Below are 23,892 nucleotides of genomic sequence, written 5' to 3'. Positions count from 1 at the left end.
TAAAAGCAGGGAGTTTCCCTGCTTTTTTAGTTCAAAAGTTAAATACACAATTTAGTATTTTATTGATTTTAATTAAAAACACGGGGCACTACGCCTGCCTTCGGCAGATTCCGCGCCCCTAAATCAAATCATTCCAAGCTCCTTTAACCTTTTATCGTCAAGACGTTCATTATTTATAATATCATCTAAAAAATCATCTATCCTATCATTTGATTTGATATTCCTTATATAAATAATCGTCTTAGCAATATCATATAAAACAAGTCCCCTGCCACTTTCTCTGAATATGGTAAGGTCAATATTTATCAAATAATCCGCTATTTTTTCGATAAGCTCGGGATAATGATCTATCCATATGGGAATAGACTGAATACACTGCCTCGCGGTGGAATATTTTTCATCTTTACAACACTGAAGATATCTGTCTAAAACATATAAGAATTTATTATCGTCATACTTCTTTGAGTACTTTGCATTTTCCGCAATCAAGTATACGGCAATATGCTTATGATAGGAATTCTTGCTTGTAAGCATATCTTTAAAAGTATCAAAATAATCATATACATCTTCAAAGTCTCGGCTTTTGGCTCTAAGAAGTAAAAAGGAATTGTATCTTAAATTATTATTTTTTTCTTTCAAATTGGAAATCAAATATTTTATATCTTCTTTGCTTAATGTGACCGAAAGCTCCGGGATTTCTTTTTTATCAAAATTGTCTAAATTCATATCCACTCCATTAAAGTTCTATATCCAGCAGTACCGGACAGTGGTCGGAACCCATTACGTCAGAAAATATTTTCACGTCTTTGATTTTATCCTTTATCCTGTCGCTTACTATAAAGTAGTCTATCCTCCACCCCGCATTATTTTTTCTTGCGTTAAATCTGTATGACCACCATGTATACACCCCTTCGATATCGGGATATAAATATCTGTAGCTGTCTACAAACCCTCTTTTAAGAAGTGAAGTCATCTTATCTCTTTCTTCAATGGTAAACCCTGCATTCTTTTTATTTGTCTTTGGATTTTTAAGGTCTATTTCCCTGTGAGCCACATTTAAATCTCCGCACATTATAACAGGCTTCACTTTATCAAGTTCACATAGATAATCCGCAAAATAATCTTCCCACTCCATACGATAATCAAGACGCTTAAGTTCGTTTTGGGAATTGGGAGTGTACACATTTACCAAATAAAAATTTTCATATTCAGCGGTTATAACTCTTCCTTCCTTTGAAAACTTTTCTTCTTCCAATCCTGTTTTTACACTGATTGGTTTTATCTTTGAAAAAGTAGCTGTCCCTGAATAACCTTTCTTTTCGGCATAATCCCAGTATTCTTCGTATCCGGGAATATCCATTTCTATTTGACCTTTTTGCAGTTTCGTTTCCTGAACACTGAAAATATCACTGTCGACTTCGTTAAAAAAGTCCATAAATCCTTTATTTACACAAGCTCTAAGCCCGTTTACATTCCATGTCACAAGTTTCATATATTACTCCTCATCATAAGTATTTCATTAAATTAATAACGATTATTAATTATTATTACATGTTTTTAAAATACTTTCTAATAAGAAATAATTTTCTTTTTTGTTTTATTCCAATGATATTTTATCAAAAATTTCTATTTCTTCCATTTTTTGAATTTTATTATCAACTTCTTTATTTATAAAGAACCTTCCCTGCTTTCTACGCAGTGTTCACATAAATTCATTAAATACAGTTCATTTTCCGTTTTACTAAATTCTACCTTTAACCTTTTAGGATATTTATTTAAAAGTATATTATCGTTATTTTTTATTCAATCCTATTATATCTATAGGATAAAATTCCATTCCTTCATAAACTGTATGATTTAAAATACCATCCCCGGTTTTCTCATTATTTAATTTATTTTTATCCCACGAATATACCAAATTGCTTCCGTCCTTAAAGGTTATATAAGATAAAATATTCGTATCTCTTTTGCATTTATAACAATTATATTTACATGTTATGAAAACCTTTAACCAAAACAGGATAAAATACTACAAAAAATAAACCCCGCAAAACGCGAGGTCTATAAAATATATCATAATCTGATTTTTAATATAATAAAATCATACCATAAAAGTTTATACCCGATTCTCTCCAGTCTTTTCCGCCTTTTTCGTGAGGAAGAACTTTAAATCCCGTGCTGTCTCCCCATGCCTTTACTCCGTGCTCTTCATATCCATTATTGATAACGGTCTGAATAACGTCTATCCCGCTTCCGTCCATTTGCGGTATTACTTTGTCGGCATGTTTGCAATCCGGAAAAGAACATTCTTCTCCGTATTCATCTCTGCATATTTCACACTTCTTTGCTCCGTATCCGAGACATTTATAATATCCGTGTTTACCGAGCCAATCAAGCATTTTCCTTAGTACATGATTTACGTCATAAGGGTCGAGACACTGTATCAAAAGAGCTTTTTCGTAAGTATCGAGTAAGACCTGCATCTCCTTATACGTAGTTGCAATAGGAGGGCAGCACTGTCTTTTATTATAATTCTTACACCCGTATTTACACTTATTCAGCGTCCAAGGTGCCGTAACTACGCTTTTGGGATCTATCACCTTAGCGGTAGTCGCACCAAGCTCAACAGCTACTTTTGCAAAATCTTCCATTTTACTTTCCCCCAATTACCTACATTTCATCAGGTCTTTTCGTGTAACGTCTTATAATCAAATTATCTATAACCGAATTATTCCTGTTGGATAAAATAAATACTATTATCTCTGCTATTTCTTCAGGCTTGCAGGACATATTTTCAGCTAAATCTCCCCTTGCGATTTTAGCCATAGGAGTTTCAACAGCAGAAGGATATAAATTATGTACTCTTATATCATCATCGAAAAGTTCTATATTTAAAACTTCATTCAATGCTCTTTGTGCATACTTTGTGGAACAGTAAGCGCCCTGATGTATATGAGGATACATTCCCGAAGAAGACACTATGGAAATTATATCTGAACTGTCTGAGTCTTTCAATAACTCATAACATGCCTGAGTCATCGAAAGAGTCGTATATACATTAACTTCATAAAGCTTCATAAACTCTTCTTTGGTTACATCAAGTAAAGGCTTTCTGAGTGCCACGCCAACACTGTTTACCAAAATATCAAGTTTGCCGAAAGTATCCTTGCAGTGTGCTGCGATTTTCCTGCACGTATCCAAATCGCATAAATCACCGCTGTAATACTCTATGTTTTCTCCGATTTCTTTCTTTAAACTTTTTAATGCTTCTTCATTTATATCAGCCATTAAAACTTTAGCACCTTCACTAGCCAAAGCTTTTACGATTTCTCTGCCTATACCTCCGGTCGCTCCCGTTACTATAGCTACCTTATCTTGTAATTTACTACCCATGTTATTTTAATCTCCTAAGTTATGTATTTATTCAAGCCCCATTTTTCTTGCTACCATATCCGCCGCACAGCTTATAAGCTCAGCACAGGTGCTCCCGCCTGCTTTTCTCTGCTCACGAAGTTCATCACAGCGTGAATAATTATTTTCTTTTCTGAATTCTTCAACAAGTTCTTTTATTGTATCATAACTTACTTTTTTGCTTTCCTGATCGGTAGGAACTTTCCATCCGCCTAAAAATCCCGATACGATAGCCATTCCTGAAACAGCTCCGCATACTTCTCCCGCATAGCCTAAACCTCCGCCTAAGTTAGCCGATAGATTTGCAAGAGTATCTCTGTCAACGCCCAATTCTTCTTCGAAAGCCAATACAACAGACTGACAGCAGTTGTATTTTTCATCATGTAATTTTACTGCTTTTTCACCATATTTACCCATATTTTATCTCCTTTTATTTCGAATTTATGTAATAGATCGTTTAATAAAAAAACAATCATAACATAATTATGTTATCATTGTTTTATATATTTGTAAAGTATTTTCATGCTACACACTACAATAAACATTACTATGTTTAATCCAAATATCTTTTCGCTTCCGTAAAATCTTCTATGACCCCATAAACTTCATTTAAACTTTCAAAATAAGGTTTATCCTTTTCATCTGCAATCACTATTACTTTATCAAAACCGCCGTTATATGCCGCCTTTATCCCAGAAATCGCATCTTCAAACACTACTGCGTCTTTTGGATCAACACCTATATTTTTCGCCGCTTTCAAATAAATATCCGGTGCAGGTTTCCCCGGTAAAGTCCCGTTATCGAAAACGACTTTATCGTAATCGAACCACTTAGCCAAATCAAAATTATCAAAGTAAAAATCTATATTTTCTTTATTGGAAGCCGTAGCAATATTTATCTTAATTCCCTTTTCTTTCAAATAATCAAGAAAATCCGTAAGTCCTTTAACCAAGTGAAAATTTTCTTTATCTTCAAGACATAGTCCTCTGTAAACTCTTTCCTTTTCATCGGACATCTTCATTAGTGTTCTTTTATCCATTTTCTTATTCAAAAAATGTTCGATAATAAATGAACTGTTCCTTCCGTGTACACATTCTTTGAATTCCTTATCGCTTATTTTTCTGCCTATCAAATCACCGATATACTTTTCCCATGCCTTTTCATGCTTGTCGGAATCAAAAAAACATGGTCCCGTTGAAATCAAATATTACTGCTTTCATTTTCTCTCCCACTATTTATATTAATATTTATTAATAATTATATCATAAAAGTATATTATTGAGATACATAAAAACTGCAAGGAACTAATCCCTTACAGTTTAAAATCTTTCTTCTTATAAAGTCTTTTTAAGTAAAATATAAAAATCATTATATTTCAAAATGAAAAGTCCTTTTTAATAGTTTTGTTATTTCAACCAACAATAGTGGCAGCAATGAGAATACACCGACTATCTTCCATTCTTCAAATCTTAGCGTAGTAAGGCTGAAAAATTCTCTAAGCTGTGGTATACATATTGTAAGAGCAAGTATCATACCAGAAGCTACCATTGCCAAAAACAAGTATTTGTTGTGTCCGTTCTTTGTGGTAAAAGCAGACTGAGTGTTCGACCTTTGGTTGAGTGCATGAAATAACTGAGATATAGCAAGAACTAAGAAAGCCATCGTCATTCCAACCTCATGAGAATCGATATGTATTCCTATTTGATAAGCGGATATCGTAGCAATCATTATATATAAACCGTGAAGCAATACCCTCACAACCAGTCCTTTTTCAAATAATGAATTTGACTTTATAGGTTTATGCTTCATTATATTTCTTCCCGCAGGATCCACACCCAGAGCAAGTGCGGGAAGAGTATCCGTTGCCAGGTTTATCAAAAGCACATGAACGGCAAGTATGGGTGCGTCCCAATTTAAGACAGTCGCTATAAACAGAGTAAGTATTTCTGCGATATTACCCGCAAGAAGGAATTGAATAACCTTTTGTATGTTCCTATATACTCTTCTTCCCTCTTTTATTGCATATTCAATGGTAGTAAAATTATCGTCCATCAAAATCATATCGGCACTGTCCTTAGCTACGTCGGTACCGCTTTTACCCATTGCAACACCTATATCGGCAGCTTTTAAAGCAGGAGAGTCGTTTACGCCGTCCCCCGTCATTGCAGCCACTTCCCCTACTCTTTTTAGAGATTTTATTATCCTAAGCTTATCTTTTGGAGAAACTCTTGCAAAAACAGCCGCTGTACCTACAAGTTTATCAAGTTCGTCATCATTCATATTATCGAGCTCATCACCTGATATAACGGTGTTCCCGTCTTTATATATATGAAGCTTTTTAGCTATTGCCATAGCGGTTATCTTATGGTCTCCGGTTATCATTATAGTCCTTATGCCCGCTTTATGACAAGTCTCTACCGCGTCTATGACTTCTTCCCTCGGAGGGTCTATCATTCCCACTGCACCGAGAAATATCATATCAAATTCGATATCTTCATCATCTTCTTCGGGGATCTCATCTAAAATCCTCTTGGCAAAACCAAGGACTCTTAGAGCGTCTTCAGACATCTTACGGCAAAGATTAATTATATTAGCTTTGTCTTCTTCGGTTATGTCTCTTACGCCTTGTTCTGTTAATATCTTCGTACAAAGAGGTAACATTTCGTCTACAGCACCCTTTGTGAAAGATGTTATTTCTCCGTCCATTATATGAACGGTACTCATTCTCTTTCTATCTGAATCAAAGGGCTGTTCAAATTCTCTTTCATGTTCATCTTCATAGTCTTCGTGGTCTATACCAAAATCTTTTGCAAGATATATGAGGGCTCCTTCCGTTGGATCTCCCAAAATCTCTCCCTCATTATCCAGGTCAAGGCTTGCATTGTTACAAAGTGCGGCGGCTGAAATCAAATCTTTATATATGTGCTCATACTTTTCTCCCGCAGCTTTTACTTCTGTAGCTTCTCCCTTTTCAAAATCTCCGTTCATGGCTATATGAGTTACGGTCATTTGATTTTTTGTAAGCGTGCCTGTTTTATCGGAGCATATTACAGTCGCACTCCCGAGCGTCTCCACTGCGGGAAGCTTTCTGACAAGTGCATTTTTCTTTGCCATTCTTTGTACACCGAGAGCCATTACTATCGTTGCGGTAGCGGGAAGTCCTTCGGGAATGATTGAAATGGCAAGAGAAATGGCAGTCATAAGAAGAGGTATCAATGGCTTTTGATACATATATCCTAAAATAAACATAAGTACACAAACTACTATACCTACTACGCTGAGTATTTTGCCTACAGAATTCAGCTTCCTCTTTAGAGGTGTATCAAAGTCATCTTCTTTTTCCAGCATTCCCGCAATACTGCCGACTTCTGTATCCATACCCGTAGCGGTCACCACCCCTATACCGTTTCCGTAAGTTACTATGGAAGAAGTATACGCCATATTCGTCCTGTCCCCGAGAGGTATATCTCTTTCAAACACGTCCTCCCAATCTTTTTCGGAGGGAACGGACTCTCCTGTAAGAGAGGCTTCTTCTATCTTTAGGTTTGCGGATTCAATAAGCCTCATATCTGCGGGGACTATACAGCCGTCTTCCAATATCACCACATCGCCTATAACAAGTTCCCTTGCCTTAACGATGCTTTCTTCACCTTCTCTAAGCGCCCTTGCGGTAGGTGCGGACATACTTTTCAATGCCTCCATTGCATCTACGGCTTTTTTCTCCTGAACTATACCTATTACAGCGTCAATTATTACAATCACCATTATCACGATGGCTTCCGTCCATTCGTTCAAAATAACGGACAGCAGCGCAGCCGCTATCAATATAAGGACCATTACATCTGATAATTGTTCCTTAAGCATTTCAAAAATAGATTTTTTAGGTGCTTTCTTCAGTTCATTTGCACCATATTTATTTAATCTATCCAAGGCTTCTTTATCGCTTAACCCTTCAGTTGTAGTATTCAAACTTTTCAGCATATCTTCTACACCAAGGGAGTGATAAAAAACCTTATTTTCATTATTATTACTCATTTTTTGTCTCCTTCATAATGTTGTTTTAATGTATTAAAAAAAGCATAACCAAAACATCCCTACTCCTGTAGTGATTGGCTATACCAACAAAATGAATTAAATCTCACTAAAAAATGAGCATTATATAATTTTATATACCTTTTCAGGTCGTGCAGGTCATCCACCTTTTTATCACCTCTTTCATCCTTATGATTTAATCATATATTATTTTATGTATATGTATCTTTAATGTGATTTATATGAAATTAATATGATATTTATTGCTTTTATTTAAATAAACAAGCCTTTAAGGGCTGTCCGCCCTTAAGAACCCGACCATTTTTGTCCAAAGCAACAAAAATGGATTAAATGCTTCCACTCAATTGCCGTGGAGGCTCTTACGCGGTCGGATTTTGAGAAAGAGCTGCCCGCACTTTCTCCAAACGACCGCTACCCCGACCCCACGTTAAATAAAAATTTCTTTTTCTAAATTTTTGCCTTTATAATAAAAAGATACAATAAAAAAAACTCTAAGAAGAATTGTCTCTTGATATATTATTTGATTTCCTATTCAAGATCATTAAATTCAGATGATGTGAAAAATTCTGCCAAGGTTATATTTAGACCATCACAAATTATTTTTAGAGTAATTATTTTAGGATTTCTGCTTCTATCATATAAAATGCCTTTTAATGTAGAAGGAGCTAAACCACTGTAATTTGCCAATTTATTTATACTAATACTCTCTTCCTCACACAACTGCAAAATCCTTATTTTAATTGCTTCTACCGTATCCATTATAAGAACTCCATATAAAATAGAATATCGCATAAAATTCTATTAGTAAAAAATAAATCTTACTTTATCCTACTTTTATATTGATTTACTGTCCGACATAGACTATAATTATATTGTGTCAGACAAAGGAGGTGTATATATGTCTCCACGAACTGGAAGACCTAAGAACGAAAATTCCATGAATGAAAGAATCACTGTGAGACTTGATAAAGAAACCAGTGAAATCCTAAAAAAATATTGCGAAAAGAACAATATTGAAAGGTCTGAAGCAATTAGACAGGGAATTAGAAAATTAGGTTAAATTAAAAGGAGCCTGCACCCTACTAAAAACACAAGCTCCTTACACTTACCATACCGAAGTATGATAAAAATATTCTATCATACTTCCTATGGTTTTTCAACAACACAAAATAAAACATAGGAGGATTTAAATGAATAATAAAAAGAAAGAAAGCATAACATTAGAACTGACCAAAGAAGAATATTCTAAACTAAATGAATACTGCAAAATAAAAAATGTAGACTACTCAAAAGTAATAAGCGATATAGTAAATGATTATCATAAAGCATTGGCGGAAGAAAAATGAAAAATCGGATATTGGAAGAAATATATGAAAAATATATAAACAGTGATATCAATCAAAGCAGAGACGGATTTGAAGAAATCAATAATGAAAGATTTATTATCATCAAAAAGATAAACGATATCGTAGGAGATGAAGTATTCCGAAAAATAGAGCAGGATATCGGAGATTATGCTTACTTTGCTGAAAAGGAATGTTTTATCAGAGGATATAAGGAAGCGGTAAATAACCTCAGACAAATAATTGAAAGTATATTCTTATTTGTTTCCATATCAGACGAAAATAAATTTAAGAACTATAAGAGGAAAAAAAAGAACCTTATGTAAGGTTCTTTTATTATTTGGTTAAATTATTATAAGATATTATTCTAACAAGTGATATAAAATTGTCGAATATTAATAAAAAGCTCCTTAATAGGAGCTTTTTACATTTTTAAATGAAACGACGCAATGTGAAACCATAGTGACTTTTAGATCCCTTCTGCCGAAGGTTAAGCACCGCGCAGTAAAATAAGTTATACGTCCTATCTCTTTTGAATTAGCACATTTTTTCAACGAAAGTTTTATCTATTATTAAAACTAATAAATCTTTTAGGTGATTTACGATTGACCCACTTCAGTAAGTTTAATATCCCTTTTGGCGAAGCTCTTAGCCACCGCGGCGAGCGGAGATTTTGACTGCTTACCCATTTGAAAAATGGGCTGGATTTTTAATCTAGATGTGCCTTGGCACATTAAGCAACACGATTTCGAAGTTATGCTGTGCAACGGATTTGCGTCAGCAAGATTTGCGAGTTTCCCTAAGTTATTTTTATCTTCGAAAAAATATTGGTCGAGTTATTAAGGGCTGAAAGACCTTATAACCTTTATTTATTAGCACTCACATAAATAGGATAAATATCCTCTTCCGTTAAAGGAATAAGTTTACCAACTTTAGTCCCTTTTACATAGAAACATCTGTTTGTAAGTTCTCTAAGACCGTCTTCATCCTGTATACCTATTCCAAGCTCGCTGAAACATGTAGGCATATTTATTGATTTAAAGAATTCCACTGTAGCTTCGATACCTTTGTCGGCTAATTCTTCATCTGTACCTTCCGTTATCCCCCATACATTTCTAGCGTATCTCGCAAATCTTTCAATGTCTTTATGTTTTACATAATTTGCCCAATGAGGCCACATTGCAGAAAGAGAAGCACCGTGAGCAACATCGAATTTCGCACTCAATGAATGACCCAGTCTATGAGTTGCAAAGTCCATAGGTGCACCAAGACCGGTTAGACCGTTATGAGAAAGAGAACCTGCCCACATTATTTCGCTCATTGCATGGTAGTCTTCTTTATTTTTACAAGCAACTCTTCCGTTTTTTATGACTATTCTAAGCAAACTTTCCGCTATTTCATCTGTTAAATCATTCTGACAATCGGTCAAATCCGTAAAGTATCTGTCCATTGTGTGCATCATGATATCAACTACACCGCAGCCTACCTGATAATCAGGAAGAGTATAAGTAAGTTCGGGATCCATTATCGCAAATTTAGGTCTGTTGAAATCCGTTGAAAGACCTCTCTTCATTCCCGTTTCTTCGTTGGTAAGTACTGCAGAATTACTCATTTCGCTTCCCGCAGCCGAAATAGTAAGTATAACTCCTACGGGAAGAGATTTTTCGACTTTAGCTTTTCCTTCCCAGAAATCCCAAATATCCGTATCGGGATTTGCTACGCCGTGAGCGATACCTTTTGCAGTGTCGATAACGCTGCCTCCGCCAACCGCAAGGATAAAATCCGCACCGAATTCTTTTGCTTCCTTAACTCCTTCTCTTGCAAGAGATAATCTCGGATTAGGCTTTACACCGCCAATCATCTTATATTCGATATTTTCATCTTTCAAAGACTTTTCGACTTTATCCAAAAGCCCGCTTTTCTTAGCACTCTTACCGCCGTAAACGATATATGCTTTTTTTGCTCCGTCTTTCTTCATTTCTTTTCCTACTTTATTTTCCGTACCCTTACCGAAAATTACTTTCGTAGGTGTGTAATAATCAAATTTTTGCATAATCTACCTCCATTGATTTAAAGATTATTATATTTAATTTTATTGTAAACTAATTTTTCCAAGGTCTTTTCTCTTCGGTATAACCTTTTTCTATCCAGTATTCGACGTCGGCTTTATTGAGCCCGCCTCTTTTTTGAGCAAGGCGTATCCCGTAAAAATAAATCCTCGTTTTTAAATTTACTCTTGCCTTACCCTCATGCTTTTTAAGCTTCCTCGCCAAAGTATCCGTCTTCTTTTCTATTTTAGCTCTGACCTTTTCACTTACTTCACTCCATTTGACCGAGTATACTGCTACAGCGAAAAGGTAAGTCTTCGGTATACCCCAAAAATCAAGACTGTCCTTTATATCCTTGCAGGCTTTCTTCATTCCTCCGCCTGCCGCAGTGGAAATACAAACCGCCTGCTTTTTGAACATGACAGCTTCGGGTCTGTGAACAAGCCATCTATAACCGAAATGGTCGAGAAATGCTTTCATGGAACCTGACGAATAAAATACATACGTGGGGGTCGTGAATATTAAAACGTCGCTATCATGAATTATCTTATCAATGGGATGAACCAATTCATAATGAGGACACAGTGTTTCACTTTTCATGAAGCAAGCAGTACACCCCGTACAAAATTCAGGCATGTCTCTTGGAAGGAATACCTCTTTTATATTCTCTTCATCGGTAAGTTTCAAAGCTAAAATCTTACCTATATTATAAGTCGAGCCTTTATGGTTCTGTCCGTTTATTAATGCTACTTTCAATTGTTACCTCTTTCAATGAAATATTCTTTTAAGGCAATACCTAACTATTCTTTATACAAAACTTAGTCTATTACAAACCCTGCCATTTTTGTCAATAAAAAAACAAAAAAATAGGTTTATTAAATTATGTATGACAAAATTTAGATTTATAACACAAGCTATAAATAACAAATTTATCTTAATAAAAATTTGCTTATGTGTATAATAACCACTCGCAAAAGACCATAAATGGCGTTCGCCATACAGTAAACCAAGAAGTCATATTGACCTCTGCTCCGTGATATTGTGACTATTTTAAGATTTCAAAAAAACCTTACCAAGTTTAATTTATTGAGCTTAGACATGTTTTAGCATATTTAATAAAATAAATTCGTAGTTATACCGTGCAACAAATTCCCCTAAGATAATTTGTAAATTTTCTTATCGGTTAAAATATCTAAAATCCTTTTAGCGTTTTCGGTCTGGCAAAAAGAGATACATGCTTTCACGATGTCGCATTGAAGACTCTTAACGTTTCTCAATTTTCGGAAAAATGTTACCCGCATTCTTTAGAAAAGAAGCTACCATAAAAAAGTTTTAAATTTTATTAAAGGCAATAACTTTTTCAGGTAAATAGCGATTGATATTTTTCAGTAAGTTAAAGATCTCTTTTGGCGAAGCCTAAGCACCACGCAGTGGAAGCATTTTATCCAGTATGTTTTGCTTCGGAAAAATACTGGCGGGTCGTAGGGTGGAACCCTACAAGGGTATAAGGCTTCCTTAAAGTCTTTTCCCCACAACACTATACCATTCCCCCATATTATTAACTTCAAGTATTTCAAAATTATTTTCTTTGTAGCTTTCCACTACAGTATCAACGGTTTCTTCGATTATCCCGCTTGAGATAAAGATACCTCCTTTTTTAAGTATCCTGTTCGTATCGGGAGTAAGCCTTTTTATTATATGAGCGAATATATTCGCAACTATTATGTCCGCTTTGATATCTACCTTTTCCGCAAGGTCTCCGATAAACACATCAAATTTATCTTCAACATGGTTTATCTTGGATAGATAAGAAGAAGTCTCAATACACATAGGGTCTATATCAACTCCTGTTACATGTGAGCTACCGAGTTTTACCGCGGCAATGGAAAGTATACCGCTTCCGCAGCCGACGTCGATAACGTCTTCTCCCCCTTTTATATACTTTTCAAGCCCCATTAGACATAGTCTTGTAGTCTCGTGAGTTCCCGTACCGAAGCTTGCCCCCGGGTCTATTTCCAGTATTATCCTGTCTTCATTATTATCATAATCTTCCCATGTAGGCTTGACCACAAGCTTTTCACCTACTTTTGAAGGCTTGAAATATTTCTTCCAGTTATTTGCCCAGTCTTCCTCTTTTATATCGTTAAAACCCAAATCAAGGCTTCCGAGAATATCTTCACTGTCTGCCGCCTTAAGTATATTCAATTTATCTTTTAATTTAGTTATTACTTCATTTTGATTTTCATCTTCCAATATATAAACTTTGACGTTTGTCGGAGTATCCTTTTTCTTCATTAAGTCCTCGTCAACCAAATCCCAAGTCTCTCTGTTATCTGTCAGGAAGTTTTCAAAATCGGCTTTATCTTCGATTAGGAAACTGTCAATTCCGATTTCCGTCAAAGCATTCGTTAGTATATCTATGCCTTCGCTCTTTGTATAAATACTTATTTCGTTGTAATTCATTTGCTCTCCTAAAATTTATTTGTTTAAACTTATATTCCACATTGATTTAAATTGCTAATATAAAATTATAAATACATCTAAATATTTCATTTACAATCATTTCTGATATTATCTTTATTTTCACAAGAAATTTGTAAGAAATTTCATTTCAAATAATTTATTCTCATTTGTTCTTTTGGTAAATCTTTCGTTATTAATTATATATCCAAACAATGATAACTTCAAGAAGAATAATTTTCTCTGTTATATTAAAATTTAATTAATGTTTTGAAAATTTTACGAATATATAGTATAGTATTTATAGATAAAAAGAAGATACGGAGGGAATCATGGCCTTTAAGATAATTACAGACTCAGCAAGTGATGTGCCAAAAAATATAATAGACGAATTTGATCTTCATGTTATACCAACTCCCGTTGTTATAGACGAAAAAGATTATTTCGATGGAGAGACGATTTTTCCAAAGGATTTTTATTCAACACTTGAAGATAAAACAAAAGATATAAAAACATATCATATCAATACTGAAATGTTTAAAAGCAATTTTGAACCATATGCAAAAAGCGGAGACGAAGTACTTTATATGTGCTTCTCAACAGGAGTTGCGGGGACGTTCAACGCAGCTAACCTTGCAAAGGACGAGCTTTTAGAAACATATCCTGATTTTGATATAACGATAATAGATACAAAGTGTGCTTCACTTGGATTTGGTATCCCTGTTTACAAGTTGCTTAAAATGCAGAGAAACGGAGCAGACAAGGAAACGATAATAAGAGCCGCCAAGCACTTCACAGAACACATGGAACATATCGTAACTGTGGAAACATTGGAATATTTATACAAAGGCGGGAGACTTTCCAGATTATCATTCGTAGTGGGCGGAAGCTTAAATATAAAACCTATGATAGATATAGATGAAAACGGAGCATTAAAGGCTTTCGCTAAGGTAAGAGGCAGAAAAAAAGCTATAAATAAAATCATAGAACTTGTGGGTGAAAGAGGAAAAGACCTTGAAGACCAAATAATAGGTGTCGTTCACGGAGACAGAGAAGAAGAAGCAATAGAACTTGCGGAAATTTTAAAAGAAAAATATAAGGTTAAAGAAGTCATAATAAGTTATGTTGGCTGTGCTATAGGAGCACATACGGGTCCGGGTGTTATCGCAGCAGTATTTGAAAACGAAAGCGACGGAGAATTTAAAAAGTATTTGAACTAAATATTTAAACAAAAAAGCTATCAGAAATGATAGCTTTTATATTATTTTTTTAAACCCTCAAAATCAAAAAATTCAATGACAGACATACCAAAGCCTTCGCATATTTTTTTGATTGTGAATATCCTTGGATTACTGCATCGCCCATTTACTATATTATCTATTGTCGATACAGCTACGTTGGACAATTTGGCTAATTTATTTATCGATAAATCTCTTTCACTGCAAAGTTCTATGATCCTGTTCCCGATAACTTCTGATATTGCCGTGATATTTTCCTCAAAGATTACCTAAATAAAATTTATTTCTTTTTTCTATAGTATCTTTTAATACTTTACAAACAGCAGTTTCATGATTTAAATTTTTTGCTTTACAGTATTCATTTAATTTTTTAAGATGTTCTTCATCTATAATTACATCAATATAATCTAAGTTATTCATAAAGATACCTCCGTTTATTTTCTTGCCAAACAGAGGTATGCAGTGTATAATATTTACATACTCCGTTTGGGGTCGGTAGTCCACAAATACCTTTTGCCGGGTCGTGGGCTACCTTTTTTATTTGTTCAATTCTGCATACTTTTCATCTATCCCATTTCTTAGAAATTCGGAACGATTAACATTTTCTTTTTCACAACAAAAGTCTAATCTTGCTAATGTTTCTTTATCAATTCTAATTCTAAGCATAATATTTTTAGGATTTTCTGAAGGTTTTCTGCCTAATCTAGCCATTATGTAATTCTCCACCTCGCTTTCATGTCGCTACTAATAGTATATATTGTAGCGACTAAATTGTCAAGGTAGTATTAAGTAGTATGTGTATAAATAATAAAAAAGCTCCTATAAGGAGCTTTTTAAATTTACGATCTTCATAGCTATTCTTATTTTCCTAACTTCCATAAATAATTATCGTGTAAATTTTAAATTTTCCCCTTTTGCAAATTGATCATGTTATCAAATGTGTTACCACATCTAAGTTTTATAACATAAAATTTAGTAAGCGTTCTAGTCTTACGAGAGACAAAAAAGGACTGGAGTTTAAGGGGCAACGCTCCTTATAGAACTCCTAAATAATTAAGCACATCTTCACCGTCGATTTCGGCTTTTACATTTGAATTAGCTTTTTCTATAATCCCGTTTTCATCTATAACATAAGTCGTTCTGACAACTCCCAAAGTAGGACTGTTTTCATCCAAAACGTCATACGCTTTTAATACTTTTTCAGATGGGTCAGAAAGCAGGATAAAAGGCAAGTCATATTTATTTATAAAGTCTGCATGAGATGTCTCATCATCTCTGCTTATACCTATGACCGCGATATCATTACTTACGAATGTATTGAAATTATCTCTGAAATTGCACGCCTGTTTTGTACATCCCGGAGTATCATCTTTCGGATAAAAATAAACTACTACCTTTTTCCCTTTAAAATCCGATAAGCTCACTTCTTTCCCGTCTTTATCTTTAAGCGTAAAGTCAGGTGCTTTTGTTTTTACTTCTAACATATTTTCCTCCTATATTTTAAGGAATATATATTTGTCCTTACCGGACCTTTCGGAAGAATATTTGTATCCTTCGTACGTAAAATCTTTAAGCTCTTTACTTGATTTTATCTTATTCTTAACTATATACCTGCTCATTTCACCTCTTAAAGTCTTTGCTTCGGTGGGCAAAGTTCTAATTTTACCTTTGTGATTACATTTAAAATCTACGGTTATAAACCTGTCTTTATCTTTAAGATAAGGACTTACCACCTTTGAATACTCTCCCGAGGCAAGGTTTATCACTTCTTCTTTATCTTTAAAAAGTTCTTTATATATATTGTTAGACCAGTATTTATATAAGTTTTTCCCGTTAATATCAAGTTTACACTGCATTTCAAGTCTGTAAGGACATATTCCGTCATATGGTTTTAGTATTCCATAAAGACCGCTTACTATTCTTAAAGTTTCATTTGCAAACTCGGCTTCCTCATCACAGAAATCTTCAGCCTTGATATGAGTATACTGCAGCCCGTTATATGAAAGTATGGCAGGTATCTCATGCTTAAAATCGAAGAAATCATTATAATAAATGAAAGCTTCCATGGCTATCTTTGGATTTACTTTCATGATATGCTCTATCTCCATAGGGTCGAGCTTTCTTATCTTCTTCGCAAGGACCGCTGCTTTTTTATAAAACACGGGCTCGGTTATTTTTTTATTTTCATCATATACGATTTTCATCTTTTTTGCAGGTGAAATTATTACTTTCATAAATACCTCTCTTTTCCTTTTTTAAGAAACAAACAACCTAGGGGCTCTGCCCCTAAAACCCCGGCACTTTTTTAAAGATAAAAAAGTACCAAAAAATCTCCGCTCGAGCCGCGGAGGCTTAAAGCGACTGGATTTTCTGCAAAATGCTGCCCGCATTTTGTGAAACAGTCGCTTTCCCATCCCGACAAATAAAAATTTTATCTTTAATTAAAGCTAATAAATTGTTTAGATGATTTGCGGATGAAAGCGTTAAATAAGTTTAATAACTCTTCCACAAAGGCTTAAGCACCGTGCCTAACGAGGTTCTTTTGTCCATATTGTAACTATTAGTAAATTTTAGATGTGTGAAACACATTTAATAACATGATTTCGAAGTTATGCTGTGCAGTAAATTTGCTTTAGCAAGATTTGCGAACTGGACAAGAAAAACATGATCGAGTTGTAAAAGGCTGACAGCCCTTATAATAATACAGCAAATACATTTGCAAGCACTACGGTTATAATCCCCGAAACGGCGACGGAAAGTCCGCTCATTGCTCCCTCTACTTCTCCAAGTTCCAATGCTTTTGCAGTCCCGACTGCATGAGAAGCAGTTCCGAAAGCAAGTCCAACAGAAACAGGCTCCGTGATTTTGAACATCTTACATACATATTCCCCTATAAGATTTCCGAATATCCCGGTAATGATTATTATCGCAACCGTTAAAGACGGTATACCCCCCAATTCACTGCTTAATGACATACCTATTGCTGTGGTTATGGATTTGGGAAGAAGCGTTATATACTGTTCATGTGTCAGCATAAACATATATGAAAAGGCAAGAATGCTTCCCAGACTGGATAGTACCCCTGCGGTTATTCCTAGTATTACCGCTTTTAGATTATGTTTTAATATCTCAAACTCTTCATAGAGCGGTATCGCAAGACATATGGTAGCGGGAGTCAGTAAAAAGCTTATATACTTTGCCCCTTCATAGTATGTCTTATATTCAACTTTACATAATGTTATTATTACTCCCACGAAGATGATCCCTATAAGTATGGGATTTAATATGCTTAAGTTAAGCTTTTTCCTTAAATAATCCCCTATAAAATATCCGAGAATAGTTATGAGTATTCCGAAATAAAGAGAATTTGTCAGAAATACCATTAAATATCCTCCTTATCTCTTCTTATGATTTTCTGCGATACCAGACCGGTAACGACCATTACGATTATAGTAGTCACTATTGTTATTACTGTCGCAGGGAAAATGAAATCGGTCATAGCAGAATATATTGTTATTATTTCGACTCCTATAGGTACAAACATGATAGGCATGGTATCCAGCAAAAAGCCCCCTACATCTTTAATATATTTAAGTTTCAGTACCCCGCTTTTAAGTAAAACGAGCATTATAACAAGTCCGTAAATACTTGCGGGAATTGTCAGCGGAATCATATAATTTAATAGTTCGCTTATAAACGTTATTAATGCTATTATTAAAAATTGATATAAATATTTCATATTTTGTCCTGTATTGTTTGTTTTTAAATTTTTTTTAATATATAAATAAAATTAATTAAATCTATATATTATTGTCTCCGTAAAAATTATCATATATATCCTGGGCAAGCATATCTTTATTCCTGTTTTCAATTACATATTTTGTAAAGTAAGGGTTGTCCGTCACTATACCGTCAAGCCCGGTCTTTAATAAATTTCTTATATTTTCTTCTCTATTTACCGTCCACGCGTATATTTTCTTTTTATTGAAATGTGCGTCGGAAACGATTATATTATTTATAAAAGTAGCTTCCACGGACAGTTCATCCGCATATTTAAGTTCCCTTACATCTCCGTAAAAAAGTGTGGTTATATAACATGTCCTTATATCCTTATCTATTTCTTTGGATTTTTTAAGTATGTTATAATTCATGGATGATAATATACACTGATTTTCCATTTTATATTTCTTGATAAGCTCAATCGTCTTCTTTTCAAGATCTTTTTCATGCCCCGTGCTTTTAAGTTCTATCATCAAGTCGATCTTTCCTTTTGCGGCTTTCAGCATTTCTTCCAGTGTCGGGTATTTTTCATTACTTAAATCAGAAGAAAAGTAACTTCCCGCGTCATAAGTCTTGACTTCCTTTAAATTTACTTCCCAAACTTTTTTGTCCACACCCGAAATCCTTTTAAAATCGGTATCGTGCATAACTATAAGATTTTTATCCTTGGTCTGCTGAACATCTATCTCGGCACAGTCCGCCTCTGCTTTAATAGCTTCTTTAAGGGCTGACACCGTATTCTCAGGTCCGAAAGAACTTCCCGCTCTGTGAGCTACGATTTGAACGTTATTTATATTCCCGTTTAAATAAAAAGTATCGGAATACACTAAAAGTATCATTATTATAACTATATATTTAACTACAGTTTTTAAAGTACTCTTACAGTCAAATCTTCTCTTATTTTTTAGTATATAATTATCATCTTCCATGACATCATACCCGTAGTATAATACCGACAAAAAGGCAATATTGAATATCAATATAAATATGGATAATAAGACGCTGAAAAAATTATTAAATGAAGTCACGCAAAGCCAATAATAGTTTTCTATATCCGTACCCGTATAGAATAATTTTATTTTTAATATGATGAATAAATAAGCTATTATAACAATAAAGAGTGTCAGTAATAATTGAAATATCATAAACATGATAAAATAAGATACGCTTTTTATAAACTTACCCTTTAATATCTTACTGCTTTTTTTGCAGGCACTTTTAAAATCCGTCTTATTTATCACTATTTCAAATATAGAGAATATATATTTGAAGAGTACTATATAAATAAGAATAAGAATAATAATATATACTATGCTGAGAATTACATTTTCTTTTATAAAGTCCAGTATGAATTCCGGAATACGAACCGAATTCAAATACCCGGAAGTAAGATAAATATTGTTTAAAGGAAACAGAAGTACCATAAAGGCTATAAACATATTCCTGGGCTTAAATATCATAAACGACCTTTTAAAGGCTTCTGTAAAAATCCTTATGAAACTTAGTTTTATCCTATTTTTGGCACTCTCAAAATAAATGATTATCCCAAATATCTCCAGTAAAGTTAAATATACAAATATAAATACAAGAATAATACATATAACTGCCGACAACGGATTTTTAATCATCAAAATCACATTGTCGGGAGTCAAATGAGTTATCCCCGATATCTTTACAGCGTACTTAAATAAATCTTCACAGAAAAGTACCGCAAAAAGGATAAAAGACTTATATATTATCTCAAATAAAATCAAATCGGCAATATTATATTTAATTAATTTAAAACACCGTTTTAATATATCCTTAAAGCCTTTAAAGAACTTCTTCATATTGTCTCTTTACCTTAATTTCCCGACTGAGAACATTTTATTGCATCTATTGCCGCTACGATAAACAGCACATTAAGCTCGTCTTCGTCGTTAAAAACTTTGATTGTATATGTATCCGTAAAACTTATTATCTTCTTTGAAATCTCGGCTATGGTATTTCTTTCATCATAAATGCTGTAATCCCATTCCCAAATATTTCCTTTGACTTTCCAGCCTTTAAATTCTATATTGAATTTCGGTCTTAAAAAGGTAAGTTCCTTTTTGATATGACCAATACATTCATCATTTACTATTATCTTAAAGCTCGGAAGGAGCTTTAAGAGTTCTTCCTTTAAAATTGCTACCTCTTCATCATGTTTATTATATACTTTAAAACAGTGTCCCAAAGAAATACTTCCTTTTATTCTATATATCACATCTCCGTTTTTATCGTAAACATCATAACTATCCAAAAATGACATTATTTTTTCTTTGATTATCAGTTCTTTCATTTTTCCCTCCTATAATTATATATATACTATATACTAAAAAAGACTATTTAACAAAAGTTTTATAGTCTTTTTACATTAATTTTATATTAATTTTCCACGGTTTTACTTCCTATATCCTTGACAAAATTGATCATAAAAGGCAGACACACAAAGAATGTACATAAATCCGCAACAGTCTGCGTCATCTCCACCCCTACAACGCCGAAGATATTTGGAAGTATCAGTATCAAAGGAATAAAGAATATCCCCTGTCTGAGAGAGGAAAGTATAGTCGCGGTAAAAGATTTCCCGATAGACTGAAAGGTCATATTTGCGATTACTCCAAGAGGTACGATAGGTATTATCGCACACTGAAATCTAAAAGCCTCTGTTCCTATTTTTATGACTTTCATATCATCGGCTATAAAAGCTTTTATTAACTGCGGAGCAAATATAAATGCAAAAACGGCAAAGACAGTCATGACTATCATACCCGTTTTCAAAGTAAAAGTGAATGCTTGTTTTACCCTGTCATATCTCTTAGCTCCGTAATTAAATCCGAGAACAGGCTGATATCCCTGACCGAAACCTATCATAATAGAGAATATGAACATGAATATCTTTCCGACGATAGACATTGCCGCAACAGCCGCATCACCGTATCCTGCCGCCGCAACGTTCAGCATTACCGTAGCTATACTGGCAAGCCCCTGTCTCGCTAGAGACGGAAGTCCCGTCTTTATTATCATTGAACAGGTTTCAAACTCTCTGGTAAAGTTTCTTATATGAAGCTTTACTTCGCTTCTCTTTGATAAAAAGTGCGAAAGGAGAATAAAGAAGCTTATAAGCTGAGATAGTATGGTCGCAATAGCGGCTCCCGATATACCAAGGTCGAAAGTAAATATAAATATGGGGTCTAAAATAATATTTAAAATCCCTCCGGTACCTATTCCTATCATTGCGAGGTCTGCTTTTCCTTCGGCTCTTAAAATATTATTCATTACGAAAGAAGCCATCATTATAGGTGCCCCGAATAAGATATATCCCGCATAACCCTTTGCATATGGCAAAATAGTATCAGTTGAACCGAGCACTTTCATCAGAGGGTCTATGAATATAAGACCGAAGACTGCTAATAAGATACCCGCAAGTACAGCGAGGAAAAATCCCGTTGAACCGACTTCGTTTGCCTTTTCATCCCTCTTCGCACCGAGAAGTCTTGATATAAGGCTTCCCGAACCCATTCCGAGAGTGAACCCTATCGCCTGGATTATCGCCATAAGAGAAAATACTATCCCCACGGCACCCGAAGCACTTGTCCCAAGCTTTGAAACGAAGTAAGTATCCGCCATATTGTACACCGAAGTTACCAGCATACTTACTATGGTAGGTACGGCAAGAGAAGTGATGAGCTTTGATATCTTCGTTTCCGTCATCTTTATATATTGTTTGTCTTCATTATTATCATCCTTATTGTCTAATTCATTTTCCAATTCGTTTTCCAACCGTTACGCCCCCTAAAGAAAAAAACATATTTATTTAAAAACCTAAATAAAACATATAAAATGCAATCAAAAGCATTGATATACCCAGGAATATTTTGATAAAAAGCTGTAATTTTCCATACTTTTCGTTATTGGTTATCTTATTTGCAAGTCCCAAACTGGTTCCTACCATAACGGTGAGTATACCGTGGCCTATCGAATAACAAACAAGAAGCAATATTCCCCATAATATATTTCCGCTTCCCGCAACTATCCCAAGTATCACGACAAGTACGGGAGTGGAACAGGGAGAAGAAAATACTCCCGCAAGTATACCCGAAAGAAGTGCTCCGCCGTATCCTCTCTTTTCATTCTTTGAAACCAGATAAGTGGAAGGGATAAAATTGAAAAGCTCAAAAGTCTGAAGAGCCATAAGCACCATTATTACACCAAGAACTATATAAAACCACTGTCCGCTGAGTGTCATTACTTTCCCGAGCATTGAAGCAAGAGTACCGAGGACGGTAAAAGTAAGTGCTGTACCCACCGCAAAGGTCACAGAGAGCTTAAAGAGTTTCTTCGTATCCTCTTTCCCGTTCATGCCCACATATCCGACTATCAAAGGAATTGATGAAAGCGAACACGGAGTAAAGGAAACGAGTATCCCCGCAAAGAATGCAACTATGGGAGCGAGGTATATATTTGATGTAATAATACTTGAAATACTTTCTAAAATATTATTTATCATACTATTTTATTCCCATATCCTTGAATATTTTAAGGAATTCATCTTCAGTAAGCAGTCCTTCTCTGGCAGTATAGATATGTTTGTTATCCGCCTTTGAAGAATATTCTATCATTTGAATATCTATATCCTTACTAGGTTTATAAGGATTGCCTTTTTCATCAAAAAAGAATAAAGTCGGTGTTACCTTTACGGGAAAATCTTCTATCCCCTTAACATCTGCGTCAACGCTTATTGATTTTATGATAACTTTACCTTTGTATTCTTCTTTTAATTTATGAAGAGTGGGCTCCATCTCTCTGCAGGGAGGACACGTAGCACTGGAAAAATCAAGGACTATGGGAAGCTTTTCTTTTTTTAGTTCATTTAAATCAAAAGTTGCCGAACTTGTATCCGAACCGCTGTTTCCCAAAGCATTATCATTATTATTTTTAACTATATAAATCCCTATGACCGATATAACTATCAAAACGGGAATTACTATCCTAAGTATTTTCTTATTCATTATTTTACCTCCGATGTATAATTTTATTTTATAATTCTAACATAAAAAAATAAAACTCGTTATAGTTTAACGAGTTTTATTTTTATTCGTAACTGAATATTAGCCAAGAAAATATAAATTATTTTCAAATGTATTATATCATATTAAATACTGACTTACAAGGGTAAGTACATCCTTTATAAGGGACTCCGTCCCTTAAACCCTGCGAATATTTTTCCGAAGCAAAAAACAACTTAAAGAAACTCGCAAATATTGCTAACGCAAATCTGCTCGTGTTGTTTAATGTGCCAAGGCACATCTGGATTAAAAATCCAGCCCATTTTTCAAATGGGTAAACAGTCAAATGCTTCCACTCAAGCCGTGGTGGCTATTAACGCTTCTCGATTTCCTAAGAAACGCTGCCCCGCGTTTCTTGGAAGAGAAGCTATCCCAACCCTTTACATTAAAAGTTTTTTCTAATTTTAGAGTAAATAACTCTTTTAGGTAATTGGAATATGATAAACCACAATAAGTTTAATATCTCTTC

Annotated in this window: 28 protein-coding genes; 4 read left to right on the top strand and 24 right to left on the bottom strand. The window is 34.4% G+C overall.

All coding sequences use genetic code 11. From position 1 onward, the window contains the following. Nucleotides 1-123: 123 nt before the first annotated feature. The 9 genes from ANASTE_RS01590 to ANASTE_RS01555 form a co-directional block, all read right to left on the bottom strand. Nucleotides 124-726 (bottom strand): hypothetical protein, encoded by a 603-nt coding sequence (locus tag ANASTE_RS01590; RefSeq protein ID WP_007049132.1) that lies wholly within the window; start codon nt 724-726, stop codon nt 124-126. A 10-nt stretch (nt 727-736) separates the two neighbouring features. Further along, nucleotides 737-1,492 carry an exodeoxyribonuclease III gene (locus ANASTE_RS01585; protein WP_007049131.1) on the bottom strand — a complete coding sequence of 252 codons (756 nt, stop codon included), beginning with the start codon at nt 1,490-1,492 and terminating at the stop codon, nt 737-739. A gap of 300 nt (nt 1,493-1,792) precedes the next feature. Continuing rightward, a complete protein-coding gene (locus tag ANASTE_RS12280) occupies nt 1,793-1,918 on the bottom strand; it encodes a hypothetical protein (RefSeq protein ID WP_007049129.1) in 126 nt (41 codons plus the stop codon). A gap of 169 nt (nt 1,919-2,087) precedes the next feature. Beyond that, entirely contained in the window at nt 2,088-2,651 is a 564-nt protein-coding gene (locus ANASTE_RS01580; RefSeq protein ID WP_007049128.1) for a DUF2284 domain-containing protein, read from the bottom strand. 19 nt (nt 2,652-2,670) lie between these two features. Then, complete coding sequence (locus tag ANASTE_RS01575; protein WP_007049127.1) at nt 2,671-3,393, bottom strand: SDR family oxidoreductase; 723 nt, start codon at nt 3,391-3,393, stop codon at nt 2,671-2,673. Between the two features lie 27 nt (nt 3,394-3,420). Next, the gene (locus ANASTE_RS01570) at nt 3,421-3,828 is read right to left on the bottom strand and encodes a C-GCAxxG-C-C family protein (RefSeq protein WP_007049126.1); all 408 of its coding nucleotides are present in this window, start codon (nt 3,826-3,828) and stop codon (nt 3,421-3,423) included. A 136-nt stretch (nt 3,829-3,964) separates the two neighbouring features. Continuing rightward, nucleotides 3,965-4,615, bottom strand: coding sequence for an HAD family hydrolase (locus ANASTE_RS01565; protein ID WP_007049125.1), 651 nt, complete (start codon nt 4,613-4,615; stop codon nt 3,965-3,967). Between the two features lie 164 nt (nt 4,616-4,779). Beyond that, a complete protein-coding gene (locus ANASTE_RS01560; RefSeq protein ID WP_007049124.1) occupies nt 4,780-7,446 on the bottom strand; it encodes a calcium-translocating P-type ATPase, PMCA-type in 2,667 nt (888 codons plus the stop codon). Nucleotides 7,447-7,992: 546 nt separating this feature from the next. Next, nucleotides 7,993-8,223, bottom strand: a complete 231-nt coding sequence (locus ANASTE_RS01555; RefSeq protein ID WP_039944590.1) for a helix-turn-helix domain-containing protein — start codon at nt 8,221-8,223, stop codon at nt 7,993-7,995. Nucleotides 8,224-8,362: 139 nt separating this feature from the next. Here ANASTE_RS01555 and ANASTE_RS11660 point away from each other — a divergent pair, with 139 nt between their 5' ends. From ANASTE_RS11660 to ANASTE_RS01550, 3 genes are all read left to right on the top strand, one after another. After that, complete coding sequence (locus ANASTE_RS11660) at nt 8,363-8,524, top strand: ribbon-helix-helix protein, CopG family (RefSeq protein ID WP_148344998.1); 162 nt, start codon at nt 8,363-8,365, stop codon at nt 8,522-8,524. Between the two features lie 130 nt (nt 8,525-8,654). After that, entirely contained in the window at nt 8,655-8,810 is a 156-nt protein-coding gene (locus tag ANASTE_RS11840) for a hypothetical protein (RefSeq protein WP_007049121.1), read from the top strand. Beyond that, the gene (locus tag ANASTE_RS01550) at nt 8,807-9,133 is read left to right on the top strand and encodes a hypothetical protein (RefSeq protein WP_007049120.1); all 327 of its coding nucleotides are present in this window, start codon (nt 8,807-8,809) and stop codon (nt 9,131-9,133) included. The genes ANASTE_RS11840 and ANASTE_RS01550 overlap by 4 nt, the downstream gene beginning before the upstream one ends. Before the next feature lie 539 nt (nt 9,134-9,672). Here the strand turns inward: ANASTE_RS01550 and ANASTE_RS01545 are convergent. The 3 genes from ANASTE_RS01545 to prmA form a co-directional block, all read right to left on the bottom strand. After that, on the bottom strand, nt 9,673-10,860 hold the full coding sequence (locus ANASTE_RS01545) for an iron-containing alcohol dehydrogenase (protein WP_007049118.1): 1,188 nt from the start codon (nt 10,858-10,860) through the stop codon (nt 9,673-9,675). A gap of 49 nt (nt 10,861-10,909) precedes the next feature. Further along, the gene (locus ANASTE_RS01540) at nt 10,910-11,611 is read right to left on the bottom strand and encodes a flavodoxin family protein (protein WP_007049117.1); all 702 of its coding nucleotides are present in this window, start codon (nt 11,609-11,611) and stop codon (nt 10,910-10,912) included. A gap of 759 nt (nt 11,612-12,370) precedes the next feature. Continuing rightward, nucleotides 12,371-13,318, bottom strand: coding sequence for a 50S ribosomal protein L11 methyltransferase (gene prmA, locus ANASTE_RS01535; RefSeq protein ID WP_007049116.1), 948 nt, complete (start codon nt 13,316-13,318; stop codon nt 12,371-12,373). A 329-nt stretch (nt 13,319-13,647) separates the two neighbouring features. Here prmA and ANASTE_RS01530 point away from each other — a divergent pair, with 329 nt between their 5' ends. Beyond that, a complete protein-coding gene (locus ANASTE_RS01530) occupies nt 13,648-14,535 on the top strand; it encodes a DegV family protein (protein ID WP_007049115.1) in 888 nt (295 codons plus the stop codon). A 41-nt stretch (nt 14,536-14,576) separates the two neighbouring features. On the opposite strand, the gene ANASTE_RS11655 is transcribed toward ANASTE_RS01530, so the two are convergent. The 12 genes from ANASTE_RS11655 to ANASTE_RS01480 all read right to left on the bottom strand — a co-directional run bounded on the left by ANASTE_RS11655 (nt 14,577) and on the right by ANASTE_RS01480 (nt 23,366). Continuing rightward, nucleotides 14,577-14,768, bottom strand: coding sequence for a helix-turn-helix domain-containing protein (locus tag ANASTE_RS11655; RefSeq protein ID WP_256146286.1), 192 nt, complete (start codon nt 14,766-14,768; stop codon nt 14,577-14,579). Between the two features lie 43 nt (nt 14,769-14,811). Beyond that, on the bottom strand, nt 14,812-14,973 hold the full coding sequence (locus ANASTE_RS11835; RefSeq protein ID WP_156777662.1) for a hypothetical protein: 162 nt from the start codon (nt 14,971-14,973) through the stop codon (nt 14,812-14,814). Between the two features lie 117 nt (nt 14,974-15,090). After that, on the bottom strand, nt 15,091-15,264 hold the full coding sequence (locus tag ANASTE_RS01525) for a ribbon-helix-helix protein, CopG family (RefSeq protein WP_007049112.1): 174 nt from the start codon (nt 15,262-15,264) through the stop codon (nt 15,091-15,093). A gap of 323 nt (nt 15,265-15,587) precedes the next feature. Further along, nucleotides 15,588-16,037: a peroxiredoxin gene (locus ANASTE_RS01520; RefSeq protein WP_007049111.1), complete on the bottom strand. Its 450-nt coding sequence runs from the start codon at nt 16,035-16,037 to the stop codon at nt 15,588-15,590. Between the two features lie 9 nt (nt 16,038-16,046). Further along, nucleotides 16,047-16,787 (bottom strand): peroxide stress protein YaaA, encoded by a 741-nt coding sequence (yaaA, locus tag ANASTE_RS01515; protein WP_007049110.1) that lies wholly within the window; start codon nt 16,785-16,787, stop codon nt 16,047-16,049. A gap of 459 nt (nt 16,788-17,246) precedes the next feature. Next, nucleotides 17,247-17,936 (bottom strand): LrgB family protein, encoded by a 690-nt coding sequence (locus ANASTE_RS01510; protein ID WP_007049109.1) that lies wholly within the window; start codon nt 17,934-17,936, stop codon nt 17,247-17,249. Then, the gene (locus ANASTE_RS01505) at nt 17,936-18,292 is read right to left on the bottom strand and encodes a CidA/LrgA family protein (protein WP_007049108.1); all 357 of its coding nucleotides are present in this window, start codon (nt 18,290-18,292) and stop codon (nt 17,936-17,938) included. The genes ANASTE_RS01510 and ANASTE_RS01505 overlap by 1 nt, the downstream gene beginning before the upstream one ends. A gap of 61 nt (nt 18,293-18,353) precedes the next feature. Continuing rightward, nucleotides 18,354-20,162 (bottom strand): glycerophosphodiester phosphodiesterase family protein, encoded by a 1,809-nt coding sequence (locus ANASTE_RS01500; RefSeq protein ID WP_007049107.1) that lies wholly within the window; start codon nt 20,160-20,162, stop codon nt 18,354-18,356. Between the two features lie 14 nt (nt 20,163-20,176). Then, complete coding sequence (locus tag ANASTE_RS01495; protein ID WP_007049106.1) at nt 20,177-20,653, bottom strand: LURP-one-related/scramblase family protein; 477 nt, start codon at nt 20,651-20,653, stop codon at nt 20,177-20,179. 86 nt (nt 20,654-20,739) lie between these two features. Then, nucleotides 20,740-22,137, bottom strand: coding sequence for an MATE family efflux transporter (locus ANASTE_RS01490; protein ID WP_007049105.1), 1,398 nt, complete (start codon nt 22,135-22,137; stop codon nt 20,740-20,742). A gap of 34 nt (nt 22,138-22,171) precedes the next feature. After that, complete coding sequence (locus ANASTE_RS01485; RefSeq protein ID WP_007049104.1) at nt 22,172-22,864, bottom strand: cytochrome c biogenesis protein CcdA; 693 nt, start codon at nt 22,862-22,864, stop codon at nt 22,172-22,174. A gap of 1 nt (nt 22,865) precedes the next feature. Beyond that, the gene (locus ANASTE_RS01480) at nt 22,866-23,366 is read right to left on the bottom strand and encodes a thioredoxin family protein (protein WP_007049103.1); all 501 of its coding nucleotides are present in this window, start codon (nt 23,364-23,366) and stop codon (nt 22,866-22,868) included. Nucleotides 23,367-23,892: the final 526 nt, after the last annotated feature.

The organism is Anaerofustis stercorihominis DSM 17244, from assembly GCF_000154825.1.
GTDB lineage: Bacteria > Bacillota > Clostridia > Eubacteriales > Anaerofustaceae > Anaerofustis > Anaerofustis stercorihominis.
Note: the sequence above shows the minus strand (reverse complement) of the source record. Positions and strands in the feature narration are given on the sequence as shown.